Source organism: Natronospira elongata (assembly GCF_034931365.1).
Taxonomy (GTDB): domain Bacteria; phylum Pseudomonadota; class Gammaproteobacteria; order Natronospirales; family Natronospiraceae; genus Natronospira; species Natronospira elongata.
In genome coordinates this window covers 64,697-78,070 of the sequence record NZ_JAYGII010000005.1, presented here as the reverse complement: position 1 = coordinate 78,070, position 13,374 = coordinate 64,697, and the positions used below count along the sequence as shown (strand labels likewise).

12 protein-coding genes are annotated in these 13,374 nt (G+C 63.0%); all 12 read left to right on the top strand.

What is annotated here, in order from left to right; genetic code table 11:
• The first annotated feature begins 149 nt into the window (after positions 1-149).
• The 12 genes from ubiD to ubiB all read left to right on the top strand — a co-directional run bounded on the left by ubiD (position 150) and on the right by ubiB (position 13,278).
• Positions 150-1,616: a 4-hydroxy-3-polyprenylbenzoate decarboxylase gene (gene ubiD, locus VCB98_RS04020; RefSeq protein ID WP_346050611.1), complete on the top strand. Its 1,467-nt coding sequence runs from the start codon at positions 150-152 to the stop codon at positions 1,614-1,616.
• 144 nt (positions 1,617-1,760) lie between these two features.
• On the top strand, positions 1,761-4,052 hold the full coding sequence (locus VCB98_RS04015; RefSeq protein ID WP_346050610.1) for a diguanylate cyclase: 2,292 nt from the start codon (positions 1,761-1,763) through the stop codon (positions 4,050-4,052).
• A gap of 67 nt (positions 4,053-4,119) precedes the next feature.
• On the top strand, positions 4,120-4,551 hold the full coding sequence (locus tag VCB98_RS04010; protein WP_346050609.1) for a CoA-binding protein: 432 nt from the start codon (positions 4,120-4,122) through the stop codon (positions 4,549-4,551).
• A gap of 31 nt (positions 4,552-4,582) precedes the next feature.
• Positions 4,583-5,395: a diaminopimelate epimerase gene (gene dapF / locus VCB98_RS04005; protein ID WP_374729192.1), complete on the top strand. Its 813-nt coding sequence runs from the start codon at positions 4,583-4,585 to the stop codon at positions 5,393-5,395.
• 32 nt (positions 5,396-5,427) lie between these two features.
• Positions 5,428-6,117 (top strand): DUF484 family protein, encoded by a 690-nt coding sequence (locus VCB98_RS04000; RefSeq protein WP_346050607.1) that lies wholly within the window; start codon positions 5,428-5,430, stop codon positions 6,115-6,117.
• Positions 6,101-7,048, top strand: a complete 948-nt coding sequence (gene xerC, locus VCB98_RS03995; RefSeq protein ID WP_346050606.1) for a tyrosine recombinase XerC — start codon at positions 6,101-6,103, stop codon at positions 7,046-7,048. The genes VCB98_RS04000 and xerC overlap by 17 nt, the downstream gene beginning before the upstream one ends.
• Before the next feature lie 62 nt (positions 7,049-7,110).
• Positions 7,111-7,644, top strand: coding sequence for an ATP-dependent protease subunit HslV (gene hslV, locus VCB98_RS03990; RefSeq protein WP_346050605.1), 534 nt, complete (start codon positions 7,111-7,113; stop codon positions 7,642-7,644).
• 211 nt (positions 7,645-7,855) lie between these two features.
• Positions 7,856-9,220, top strand: a complete 1,365-nt coding sequence (gene hslU, locus VCB98_RS03985) for an ATP-dependent protease ATPase subunit HslU (protein WP_346050604.1) — start codon at positions 7,856-7,858, stop codon at positions 9,218-9,220.
• 214 nt (positions 9,221-9,434) lie between these two features.
• Positions 9,435-9,821 (top strand): gamma-butyrobetaine hydroxylase family protein, encoded by a 387-nt coding sequence (locus tag VCB98_RS03980; protein WP_346050603.1) that lies wholly within the window; start codon positions 9,435-9,437, stop codon positions 9,819-9,821.
• A gap of 420 nt (positions 9,822-10,241) precedes the next feature.
• The gene (ubiE, locus tag VCB98_RS03975; protein WP_346050602.1) at positions 10,242-10,994 is read left to right on the top strand and encodes a bifunctional demethylmenaquinone methyltransferase/2-methoxy-6-polyprenyl-1,4-benzoquinol methylase UbiE; all 753 of its coding nucleotides are present in this window, start codon (positions 10,242-10,244) and stop codon (positions 10,992-10,994) included.
• 32 nt (positions 10,995-11,026) lie between these two features.
• Positions 11,027-11,638, top strand: a complete 612-nt coding sequence (locus VCB98_RS03970; protein WP_346050601.1) for a ubiquinone biosynthesis accessory factor UbiJ — start codon at positions 11,027-11,029, stop codon at positions 11,636-11,638.
• Positions 11,635-13,278, top strand: coding sequence for a ubiquinone biosynthesis regulatory protein kinase UbiB (gene ubiB / locus VCB98_RS03965; protein WP_346050600.1), 1,644 nt, complete (start codon positions 11,635-11,637; stop codon positions 13,276-13,278). The genes VCB98_RS03970 and ubiB overlap by 4 nt, the downstream gene beginning before the upstream one ends.
• The last annotated feature ends 96 nt before the right edge of the window (positions 13,279-13,374 follow it).

The following is a 13,374-nucleotide window of genomic DNA, read 5'->3' as shown; positions in this document are numbered from 1 at the left end:
TCGCCTGAAGTATAGAAGAACTCGCGGCAAACGTCGGAAGCATCCCCCGAACACCCTCCGCTTGCGACGCTGGAACCGATTGAACCAGCGGCTCGCAAACGCACGGGCTGCTATCATGCGCTCATTCAAGCGACCCAGGGTGCAATGGCATGGAATACAAAGACCTGCGCGATTTCATCGATCAACTGGAACAGCGCGGCCTGCTCAAGCGGATCAGCCATCCGGTGGATCCGAAACTGGAAATGACGGAAATCGGTGATCGCACCCTGCGCGCCGGGGGCCCGGCACTGCTGTTCGAGAATCCCACCGGTCATGACACGCCGGTACTGGCCAATCTCTTCGGCACCACCGAACGCGTGGCCCTGGGCATGGGGGCCGAGTCGATCGAGTCCCTGCGTGAGATCGGGCGCCTGCTGGCCTTTCTCAAGGAGCCGGATCCGCCCAAGGGGATGCGGGACGCATGGGAGAAGCTGCCGATATTCCGCAAGGTCATGAGTATGGCGCCCAAGGTCGTGAAGAAGGCGCCCTGCCAGGATGAGGTCCTGGAAGGCGAGGATGTGGATGTGGGCAAGCTCCCGGTGCAGACCTGCTGGCCCGGCGATGCCGGGCCGCTGATCACCTGGGGCCTGGTTACCACCCGGGGACCGGATGGCGGCCGCCAGAACATGGGCATCTATCGTCAACAGCTGATCGGCCGCAACCGGGTCATCATGCGCTGGCTGGGCCATCGCGGGGGTGCCCTGGATTTTCAGTCCTGGCAGCAGGCCCACCCGGGAGAGCCCTTTCCCATTGCCGTCACCCTGGGGGCTGATCCGGCGACCATCCTGGCCGCCGTGACCCCGGTGCCTGATCGTCTGTCTGAATACGCCTTCGCCGGCCTGCTCCGTGGTGCCCGTACCGAACTGGTCAAATGCCTGGGTTCGGATCTCCAGGTCCCTGCTTCGGCGGAGATCGTGCTGGAAGGCCATATCCATCCCGATGACATGGCCGCCGAAGGCCCCTTCGGTGATCACACCGGCTACTACAACGAAGTCGAGCGCTTTCCGGTCTTTACCATTGCTCGCATCACCCGGCGTAAAGAACCCATCTATCACAGCACTTACACCGGCCGGCCGCCGGATGAACCGGCCGTGCTGGGGGTCGCCCTCAACGAGGTTTTCGTGCCCATCCTACAGAAGACCTTTCCCGAGATCATCGACTTCTACCTGCCGCCGGAGGGTTGCTCCTATCGCATGGCGGTGATCAGCATGAAGAAACAGTATCCGGGCCACGCCAAGCGGGTGATGATGGGAACCTGGTCGTTTCTGCGCCAGTTCATGTACACCAAGTTCGTCATCGTCGTCGACGAGGACGTCAACCCAAGGGACTGGCAGGACGTGATCTGGGCCATGACCACACGCATGGATCCGGCTCGGGATACCGTCATGGTGGAGAACACGCCCATCGACTATCTGGATTTCGCCTCCCCGGTATCCGGACTCGGCTCCAAGATGGGGATGGATGCCACCAGCAAATGGCCTGGAGAGACGCAACGGGAATGGGGTCGGCCAATCCACATGGATGTCGAGACCAAGCAGCGTGTTGATGCCATCTGGGATGAGTTGGGCATCGATTGACGATGACGGCATTGCCGCCGCCTGTACTCGTGGTTGATCCGTTAGTCCTCGAAATCTGACAATTCGAGGGATGCGGATTCTATGTTGTGAGAAGGCCTTTGCGGATTTGCCCGCTGCTCCTTCGCCTGCGCCTGAGGTGTCGACATGGGGATCCCTGCCCCGGATGACAAACTGCGTGCCTGGACCGGCTGCTTGCTGCTGGGGCTTTTGCTGCTTTTGACGGCGATGCCAGTCGCCGCCCGGGCGGCGCAGGCAGATGATATTCAGGCCCGGTTGGCCGCCGTCGAAGACAGGGTGGCCGCTGCCGAGCAGGTCGGCGACTTCCAGCAACTTGCCGAGGCCGAAATCGAGCGTGCCCAGATCAACCAGGAGCTCGAGCGGCCGTCACTGGCACGTCAGGCTTTTCAACGGGCCCTGGATGCCTTTCGCCGCAGCGAGGATCAGGTGGGAGCGCTCGAGGCCCTGACCGGTCTCGGCAATACCCTGACCGATCTGGAGGAATACGATCGTGCCCTGGAAGTTCTCTATGACGCCCTCCGTCTCGCCGATAACCTGGAAAAACCACAGGCTGCCGGTGAACTGGAGGCCCGGATCGGGGAAGTACATTTTCATACCCAGGACCTGGATGCTGCCGAAAATTATTTCCAACGCATGCGGGAGCGCTTCGAGGGCGGTGATTATCAGGAAGGTTATGCCTCGGCCCTGAACAACCTGGCGGTGATCGCCCGCCACCATCAGGATCTGGCGCGCGCCGAAGCGCTCAATCGAGAAAGCCTGGCCATTCGCGAAGCCATTGGCGATAGCGAGGGCATGGCGGCGTCCTACAACAATCTCGCCGTGGTGGCTTGGCTTGAGGGTGAGCTGGCGGAGACCGAGCGCTGGCATCAGCGGGCGCTGGCACTTTACAAGGAGGTGGGCAATCGACGAGGCGAGGCCCGCTCCCTGCATAACCTTGGCTACACCTACATCCTGCAGGAGGATTTCCCAAGGGCGGAAGAATACCTGGCGGCCAGTTGGGAAATCATTGAGGAGATCGATTCCGATAATCTCCGTGTTGGGCATTTCAATCGAATGGCCGAGCTGCATGCCGCTCGCGGTGATTACCCGGCGGCCCTGGAGGCCCGCACCCGCCAGCTGGAGCTGGTGCAGGAACTGCAGGGTGAGCACCGGCAACGCCAGATTGCGGAAATGCGTGCCCTGTTTCAGGCCGATGAAAGGGAACAGGAGATTCGCCTGCTGGAGCAGGAACGCCAGACTCAGCGTGTGGTACGCAATGCCTTGCTCATCGGTGCCCTCGGCCTTGCGCTGATCCTCATCCTGCTGTGGAACCGCTTTCTCATCAAGAGTCGCAGTAACCGGCTCATCGCCGCCCGAAACGATGAACTCAATGCCATGGACCGTCTGGTGGCGGCCCTAAACAATGAGGAAGAGTTCGCCAGTCTGCTCTCCCGCATCCTGGAAGAGGCCACCGACTTTTTCGAGCCGGCTGATCGAGGGGCCTTCATGGTCAGATCGCCGGAAGGCACTTTCTACCCGGCGGTCTGGAAGGGGTTCCGCTACCAGGGCATTCGCAAGGTACGGCTTAGCGAGGCCGAGGCTCGGGCCCGCTACTTGAATGATGCGGAAAGCCTCTGCGAGGGTGTGTATTTGCGTCGTCGGCCCGAAGGCATCCGCGGTCATGAGTCCCTTCAGAAGGAAGACCCCAGTCTCGCCATGCTGGCCATCGCCATCACCATGGATGGGGAAGTGGCCGGCTATCTCATTCTTCAGAGTCAGAAGTATGAAGATGCCTTTAACGTGGCCGACCGGGACAGCTATCGGCGTTTCCGGGAGCATGCGGTTTCCGCCTTCCGGCGGGCACGGCACCTGGAACAGTTGGCCGTTGAAAAGGAAGCTGCTGAACATGCGCGTTGCGAGATGGAGCGGCTGGCGCGCAGCGACAGCCTTACCGCCTTGCCGAATCGGCGCTGCATGCAGGAGCGTCTGGACGACGAGTGGGTAAGGATTCAGCGCAGTCAGCGGCCGGCGGCCCTGATACTGTGCGATATCGATCATTTCAAGCGCATCAACGACAGTCTGGGCCATGAAGCCGGTGATGCGGTCCTGCAAGCCGTGGCCGCTCAATTCCGCGAACGCCTGCGGGCTCAGGACAGTGTCGCCCGCTGGGGTGGCGAGGAATTCCTGATCCTGCTGCCGGAAACCGATACCGCCGGCGCCGTGGAGCTTGCCGAGGCCCTCCGTGCCCGTATTGCCGCCAGCGAGGTGCCTTATCAGGATGACCGGATCGCGGTCAACCTCAGTTTCGGCGTGGCCCCGCTGGACCCCGCTCAGGCGGTGGAAAACAGCATTCGCCGGGCCGATGAAGCCCTGTATGCGGGCAAGCGAGGGGGGCGCAATCGGGTAATTGCGGCGCCGGATTTGCCAGCCGGCGCCTGAGCCGGTGGCAAGCGCAGGGGGTCGGCCCCATAATGGGGCGCAATCGCCCAGCGCAGGAGGATCACGGATGAGTGGATTCAGGAATCCCGACGAGCAAGCCATTGCAGAGCAGTTGAATCGCACCCGCCGCATTGCGGTGGTCGGCCTCTCGCCCAAGGAAGGGCGTCCCAGCCACGGCGTGGGCGCTGCCCTCAAGCGCCTCGGTTTCGAGCTGACCGCTGTGCGGCCCGGCAGCCACGAGGTGATGGGGGTACCCGCAGTGCCCAGCCTTCGGGATCTGAACGGTCCGGTGGATATGGCGGTGGTCTTCCGCCGACCCGAGCATGTGGCCGAGGTGGTGGATGACGCCATCGCCGCCGGTGTGCCCGCGCTCTGGCTGCAGGACGGCGTGATCGACCGGGATGCCGCAAGACGCGCCGTGGATGCCGGCCTGTTTGTGGTCATGGATCGCTGCATCTATCGCGATGGCGTGCCCCTGATGCAGGCCGATGCGAACTGAGGCTGCTTACTTGGCGCGCGATTTTTTCAAAATGCAGGGCCTGGGCAATGACTTCGTCGTCTTCGACGCGGTGGCCAGGCCGGTTTCACTCAGCTCCGAACAGGTTCGCCGGATTGCCCATCGCCGCCTGGGCGTGGGTTGTGACCAGATCCTGGTGCTGGCCGCGCCGCGTGACCGGGACAGCGATTTCTTTTATCAGGTCTTCAACGCCGACGGCAGCGAAGTCAGCCAATGCGGCAATGGGGCCCGTTGCGTGGCGCGCCTGGCGGTAGACGCCGGCCATGCCGCTGACGGCCCCATCCGCCTTGGCACCCGTGGTGGTGTCATGATTGCCGAACTGGCCGGCGAGGCCGGGGTGAAGGTGAATATGGGCCGCCCGGATTTTCGCCCGGGCAGCCTGCCGGCCCGCTTCGATCAGCCCGCCCCGGGCCCGGTTACCCTTGAGCTGGACGAGCAGCTTGTGACGCTGCACCTGGTCTCCATGGGCAATCCCCACGCGGTGATTCGCGTTGAGGATGTTGAGCGGGCGCCGGTGAGCGAGCTGGGCCCGCGCATTGAGAACCACCCGGCCTTTCCCGAGCGGGTCAATGTGGGCTTTTTGGAGGTCCGCGGTCGTGACCGGGCCCGCCTGCGGGTCTGGGAGCGTGGCGCGGGCGAGACCCTGGCCTGTGGCAGCGGCGCCTGTGCCGCCATGGCCGCTGGTCGGCGGGCCGGCTGGTTTGATGAACGGGTGGATATGGGGCTGCAAGGTGGAAATCTCGTGATAAGCTTTGAGGGAGACGGCAGGCCGCTCTGGATGCAGGGCCCGGCCGAGTACGTATTCAAGGGAAGTATTCGGTTATGAGCACAGAGCGCAAACTTGGAAATGATAATTCGATGGCGGCGGATGAAGCGTCGGTCATCGACTACCTCAACAGCCAACCGGATTTCTTCGATCGCCATCCGGAGCTGGTGAGTCGGCTGCGCGTGCCCCACCACAGCGGCGAGGCTGTCTCCCTGGTGGAAAAGCAGGTGGCCGTGCTGCGCCAGCAGAATCGCCAGCTGGAGCGCCGGCTGGTGGACCTGGTGGATGTGGCCCGCAGCAATGACAGTCTGATCGACCGCATGCACCAACTGGCCCTGGCCCTGGTCACCGCCAGCGATCGCCAGGAACTGGTCGCCGGGCTGGACGATGTGCTGAGAAACCGTTTCGACGCCGACGAGGTGATCATCTGCCTGTTTGCCGATCGCTCCGATGACGGCGGCGATTCACCGGCCCGCCTGGTGCATCCGGAGGATCCCGGGCTGTCAGCCTTCCGCAATTTCCTTCGCGGTGGCCGCCCCCAACTGGGCCGTCTGAGCGAGGCCCAGCTCGCCTTTCTCTTCGGCGAGAAGGCCGAGGGTCGGGTGGGCTCGGCTGCCCTGGTACCCCTGGGGGCCGATGCCAGCCAGGGCATGATCGCCATCGGCAGCCGCAACAAGGACCATTTCAGCGCGACCCAGGGAACCCTCTTCCTGGAGCGGATGGCCGACCTGGTGGCCGCCACCCTGGCCCGGCAACCGGCCCCGGGTGAGCGTGGCGTCTGAATCCCGGTCTCCGCTGGCCGGGGACGTTGATGCCTACCTTCACTACATTGCCCATGTGCGTCGGCTTTCGCCCCGCACCCTAAACGCCTATCGCCGCGATCTGGCTGGATTTCTCGACTGGCTGGCTGCCCAGGGCATCACTGGCTGGACGGCGCTCGACAGTCAACATGTTCGCCAGTGGGCCGCTCTCCAGCGTCGCCGGGGCCAGTCCGCGCGCAGTATCCAGCGGCGCCTGTCGGCGGTCCGCAATCTCTGTCGGCATCTGATCCGCGAGCGCCGACTCAGCCACAACCCGGCCGAGCAGGTGACGGCCCCCAAGGCCGGCAAGCGACTTCCGGCCACCCTGGATGCCGATCAGGTTGGGGTTTTGCTGGACATGCCTGCCGACACGGTGCTGGCGCGTCGTGACCGGGCGGTGATGGAGCTGTTCTATGGCGCCGGCCTGCGTCTGGCCGAATTGGCTGGCCTGGATCTGAATCAGATCGATTTTGCCGAGGGCATGGTTCGGGTCACCGGCAAGGGCAGCAAGACCCGCATCGTCCCCATGGGGCGCAAGGCAGCCGATGCCCTTAGGGACTGGCTGCGGGATCGAAGCGCCATGGCCGAGGAAGGTGAGCAGGCGGTCTTTGTCAGCCAGCGCGGGACCCGCCTCAGCCATCGCAATATTCAGGCCCGCATCCGTCACTGGGCCCGGGTCCTGGGGCTGCCCGTCCCTGCCTACCCCCATCTGCTGCGCCATTCCTTTGCCAGCCACTTGCTGGAGTCCAGCGGCGACCTGCGCGCGGTGCAGGAACTGCTCGGCCATGCCGACATCAGTACCACCCAGATCTACACCCACCTTGATTTTCAGCATCTCGCCCGCACATATGACAAGGCGCATCCGCGCGCCCGTCGCCGCAAGCCGCCACAGGCCGTCGACGATCAGGAGTGACCGGGTTTCAGTAGCCGCCATTTCCCGGCATCATCCCCATCCCGGACAAGCAGGAGCCAGCAATGGAGCAGTATCGAGGTACCACCGTACTCAGTGTGCGCCGTGGTGAGCAGGTGGCCATGGCCGGCGATGGCCAGGTTTCCCTGGGCAATACCATCATGAAGGGCAATGCCCGCAAGGTCCGCAAGCTGCACGACAACAAGGTCCTGGCCGGCTTTGCCGGTGGTACCGCCGACGCCTTTACCCTGTTCGAGCGCTTTGAAGGTCAGCTCCAGAAACACAGTGGCAATCTCACCCGGGCGGCGGTGGAACTGGCCAAGGACTGGCGGACCGATCGTGCCCTGCGGCGACTCGAGGCCCTTCTTTGTGTGGCGGACAGGGAGGTCTCGCTGATTATTTCCGGCAATGGCGATGTGATCGAGCCGGAAGAAGGCATCATGGCCATCGGTTCCGGTGGCAGCTTCGCCCAGGCTGCGGCCCGAGCCCTGATGGAAAACACCGACCTGCCCGCCGCCGACGTGGCGCAAAAGTCGCTGGAGATCGCGGCGGATATTTGTGTTTATACCAATCGGAATATCGTGCTTGAAGCGTTGTAGAGCTGCGAGCTTCGAGCTGCGAGCGGCGAGCTGGCCGTGCAGCCCTAAGGACCGTGCCCATGGCGGCGGTTCAGTCAGCGATGAGCGAGTTAGAGAGCACGGCCCCGCGGGCCGGCAGGGCCAGCTCGCCGCTCGCCGCTCGTAGCTCGTAGCTATCCCTCAGAATTCCTGAGAAGACCAGACTGGAACCAGATTCAATCGGAGCCCCGAGATGTCAACAACCCCCCCAATAATGACCCCGCGGGAGATCGTGCAGGAGCTGGACCGGCACATCATTGGTCAGGAACAGGCCAAGCGGGCGGTGGCCATTGCCCTGCGCAATCGCTGGCGGCGGATGAACGTGGATGAAAAACTCCGTCCCGAAATCACCCCCAAGAACATCCTCATGATTGGCCCCACCGGTGTGGGCAAGACCGAGATCGCCCGGCGTCTGGCCAAGCTGGCCGATGCACCCTTCGTGAAAGTGGAGGCCACCAAGTTCACCGAAGTCGGTTATGTGGGCCGGGAAGTGGACTCCATCATCAAGGACCTGGTGGATGCCTCCATCAAGATGACCCGCGAAGCGGCCATGGCCAATGTCCGCCATCGGGCCGAGGTTGCCGCCGAAGAACGGGTTCTGGATGCCCTGCTCCCACCCCCTCGTCCTCAGCCCGGATTCACCAATGAACCGGCCCCGGCACGGGACAGCAGCAGTGGCTCGGAGACGCGGGAGAAGTTCCGCCGCAAGCTGCGCGCCGGTGAACTGGATGAAAGGGAGGTCGAGGTCGAGGTTCAGGCCATGCCGCCCGGCGTTGAAATCATGGCGCCCCCCGGCATGGAAGAAATGACCAGCCAGTTGCAGGGGCTTTTCCAGAACATGGGGCAGGACAAGCGCCGCACGCGAAAGCTGCGCATCGTCGATGCCATGCAGATCCTGACCGAGGAAGAGGCAGCTGCCATGGTCAACGACGAGGAGATCAAGCAGGAAGCGCTGGAGAACGTGGAACAGAACGGCATCGTCTTTCTGGATGAGCTGGACAAGGTCGCCTCAGGCCATGAAAACCGCGGTGGTGCCGACGTCTCCCGAGAGGGGGTGCAGCGGGACCTGCTGCCGCTGGTAGAGGGTGCCGCGGTTTCCACACGCCACGGCACCGTGCGCACCGACCACATTCTTTTCATCGCCTCCGGGGCCTTTCACCTGTCCAAGCCCTCGGACCTGATCCCCGAACTCCAGGGCCGTCTGCCGATTCGGGTCGAACTGGAAGCGCTCAACGCTGAGGATTTCGTGCGCATCCTCACCGAACCGTCCGCCTCCCTGACACGTCAATATCGGGAGCTGTTGCAGACCGAAGGGATCAAGCTCACGTTCAGCGACGATGGCGTCAAGCGGCTGGCGGAGATTGCCTTTCAGGTCAATGAACGCACCGAGAACATCGGTGCCCGTCGTCTGCATACCGTCATGGAAAGGCTGCTCGAGCAACTCAGTTTCGACGCCCCCGACAAGAGTGGACAGACATTCACCATTGACCAGGCTTACGTCGATGACCATCTGGCAGACCTGGCCGTGGACGAGGATCTATCAAGGTATATTCTGTGAGCTTCGAGCTTCGAGCTTCGAGCTTCGAGCTTCGAGCTGGCCGTGCAGTTTGACAGGCCGTGCCGTGACCCCGCCTTGAGCCCGCCGGTGGCTATATGACGCGCACGGCAAGGGAAGGAGCACGGCCAGCTCTGCGCTCGCCGCTCGTAGCTCGTAGCTGGCGAGGCTCGAAGCCGAGCCCTAAACCTCTGGACCCAACTTTTTTGGACGCACCATGACCCAAAGCAACCCCCCAACCCCTCGCCCCACAGACCTGATCTACCACCGCCGGTCCCGGGAACTGGAGGTCAGGTTTCGTTCCGGGGAGGTCTATCGACTGCCTGCCGAATATCTGCGGGTGTTCTCGCCCTCGGCCGAGGTCCGGGGTCATGGTGGGCCCATGATGCTGGTGACCGGCAAGGAAGCGGTCGCCATCGATCGCATCGAGCCGGTGGGTCACTATGCCGTGCGCCTGGTCTTCGATGACGGCCACGACTCCGGCCTCTACACCTGGCAGTTCCTGTTTGAAATGGGCCGTGATTTCGAAAAGAACTGGGCCGACTACAAGCAACGCGTCGAGCGCGCCGCCAGCGGTGGCGTCAAGCGCCATCCTGGTAAGTGAAGCGAAAAAGCTCATAAGATACTTTGCGACCTGAATTAGCCTTGCGGTCGGCACTGCCCAGGTGATCGCCCACAACAGTAGACCTTGGTGCCGGCTGCGATTTGCAAGGCTGTGTGAGGCAGGATGCCGAACCCAGAGCGTACAGGGATGTATCCATAGCGTCCTTGCAAATCGCTGTCGGCATCAAGGTCGGGACACACCCATCACCGAAGCGGAACGGTCCTAAGGCTCACTTGGCCGTTAGCTCCCAATGAAAAGCAAACACACGCAGCAATCGTTTGTGCCGCTCCAGCCTTCCTCAATCACGATCTCCGTACGCGGAAACAGATCCGATCCCGCAAGGATCAAAAGCGAACAGGCTTCGCACCCGAAGCCGACTTCCAACTGCTAGAATGGGCGCCCGAGACAGAGGAGCCGGGTATGGCCGAGCAGGACCGCGCAACGGTGGATTTCGGTTACCAGGAAGTACCGGTGGGTGAGAAGGCCCAGCGGGTGCGGGGCGTGTTCGACTCCGTGGCCGAACGCTACGATGTCATGAATGACCTCATGTCCGGCGGCCTGCACCGAATCTGGAAGCAGTTCACCCTGGCCCGGACCGGATTGCGACCCGGCGACCGGGCCCTGGATTTGGCCGGCGGTACCGGTGACCTCAGTCGGGGCCTGCTCAAGCAGGTGGGCGACAGCGGCGCCGTGGTTCTGTCGGATATCAATGCCAGCATGCTGGGCCGTGGTCGGGATCGCCTGGTGGATGAAGGTGCGGGCGAGAACCTTGCCGTGGTCCAGGCCGATGCCGAGGTCCTGCCCTTCCCGGACCGGCATTTTGACTGCGTCACCATCGGTTTTGGCCTGCGCAATGTCACCCACAAGGACCGCGCCCTGGCGGAAATGCATCGCGTGCTCAAGCCCGGTGGACGGCTGTTGGTGCTGGAATTCTCCCGCCCCAATGACCTGATCAGGCCCTTTTATGACCTGTATTCGTTTCAGGTTTTGCCTCGTCTGGGGCAGTGGGTCGCGGGTGATGCCGACAGTTATCGTTATCTTGCCGAGTCCATTCGCAAGCACCCCGACCAGCCCACGCTCAAGGCCATGATGACGGCCGCCGGCTTCGAGCGGGTGGCGTGGTTTGATCTCACTGGCGGGGTGGTGGCCCTGCATCGCGGCTATCGTCTCTGATTCCGGCACCAGGAAACGCCTGGGGGGCGTCAATGCAAATACCCAACATCCTGCTGACAACACTGGAGCGCTCCATCAACCGCGTCCTGGCCAGCGCGGCCGGCGGTCCCGCTGCCATCCAGGGCCTGGAAGGTCGCGTCATCCAGTTGTACCTTCAAGATCTGGATATTTCGGTCTGGATTGCCTCCAACGGCCGCAGCCTGCGCCTGTCGGCGGTGGATCCCCAGCGGCAGGATCTCAAGCTCTCCGGGCGCGCCCCTGAATTGCTCAAGGCCGCGCTGGAAGGCCGTGCCGGCGGCAGCTTCCCGCGCGAAGTCACCGTCGAGGGCAATATGGAGGCTGCCCGCGAGGTGCAGGCCTTGCTGACTGCGATTGATCCCGATTGGGAAGAAGCCCTGGCGGGGATCACTGGCGACAGCGTGGCCCATGGTCTGGGTCAGGCGACTCGCCAGGTCCTGGCCTGGGGCCGGCAAAGCCGTGACATCCTGGCCCGCAATCTGGCCGAATACCTGCGGGACGAATTGCGGGCCGTGCCGGACCGCAGCGAGGTGGAAGCCTACCTGGACGCCGTGGATCAACTGCGCGAGGATGTGGACCGGCTCACCGCCCGTTTTGACCATTTCGGACAGGGGCGCCGTTCTTGATTCGTCCACGCCATCTCCTGCGTCTGATACATATCCAGTGGGTCCTGCTGCGTCATGGGCTCGATGAAGTCCTGTTCGCCACCCGTGTCTTCAGGCCGTTTCGCTTTTTGCTCTTTCTCGCCCCCTGGCACTGGTTTGGTCGCCGGCGCACGCCGCGGGCGGTGCGTATTCGTCGGGCCCTGGAAGATCTCGGGCCAATCTTCATCAAGTTTGGCCAGATGCTTTCCACCCGGCGCGACCTTCTGCCTCAGGATGTGGCCGATGAACTGGCCCGGCTCCAGGACCGGGTCCCGCCCTTTCCCGGGTCCATGGCCCGGGCCGTGGTGGAACGGGCCTGGGAAGAGCCGGTGGATGCCGTCATTGATCACTTCAATGAAACCCCGCTGGCCTCCGCCTCCATCGCCCAGGTCCATACCGCACAGCTTCGCGATGGCCGGGCCGTGGTCATCAAGGTCCTGCGTCCCGGCATCGAACGTCTCATCCGGCGCGATATCGCCCTGCTCTACCTGATTGCCGGCCTTGCCCAACGTTATTGGAGCGAAGGCCCGAGACTGCGGCCGGTGGAGGTGGTGGCTGAGTACGAGAAGACCATTCTCGACGAGCTCGACCTCATGCGGGAGGCGGCCAATGCCTCTCAGCTGAGACGCAATTTTGAGCGTTCGCCGCTGCTTTACATTCCTGAAGTGGAGTGGCCCCTTTGCCATCCCGATGTGATGGTGATGGAGCGGATCCACGGCATCCCGGTCAGTCGCACCGAGGAGTTGAGAGCCGCCGGCGTGGATATGAAGACATTGTCAGAGCGGGGGGTGGAGATATTTTTCACCCAGGTCTTTCGCGACAATTTCTTCCATGCCGATATGCATCCAGGCAACATCTTCGTCGATGCCACGGATCCCCGGGATCCCCGCTATCTGGCAGTGGATTTCGGCATCGTCGGCACCTTGAGTCCCCGTGACCAGCATTACCTGGCGGAAAACTTTCTCGCCTTCTTCAATCGCGACTATCGCAAGGTCGCGGAACTGCATGTGGAGTCCGGCTGGGTTCCGCCGGAGACCCGGGTGGACGAATTCGAGACCGCCATCCGCACCGTCTGCGAACCCATCTTCGACAAGCCTCTGAAGGAGATCTCCTTCGGCAAACTCCTGTTGCGCCTGTTTCAGGTGGCAAGGCGTTTCCAGATGGAGGTCCAGCCACAACTGGTACTCCTGCAAAAGACCCTGCTGAATATCGAGGGCCTGGGACGGGAACTCTACCCTGACCTGGATCTGTGGCAGACGGCCAAGCCCTTCCTGGAAGACTGGATGCGCCAGCAGATTGGTCCGCGGGCGGTGTTTCGGCGTTTCCGCGATGCCTTACCCGAGCTCGGGGATGCCCTTCATCGTGTCCCCGTACTGGCCGAGCAGGTCCTGAGTCGGATGGAGAGTGGCGAGCTGGATTTCCGCGCCCACAGTCGGCAGTTGACTGAAATACAGCGGGATACCCGCCGCCAGCACCGTGCCACCCGGGCGGTGATCGGTGGTGGCAGCCTGATCGTCGCCGCCGGCTTCAGCCTTGGCAGCCTGCCGGTCTGGGCTAGCCTGGGCGGTGCCGGTCTGGGCGGGCTGTTACTGCTGTTCGGGCTTTATCGAGGCGAGAAATAAGCAGGGAGATTGAGCACGATATGTGGCGACCCAAACCCCGAACCGTTCTTGTTATTGCTGTAATCATGGCGGCGCTGTTTATCCTCGCCCGCGTCG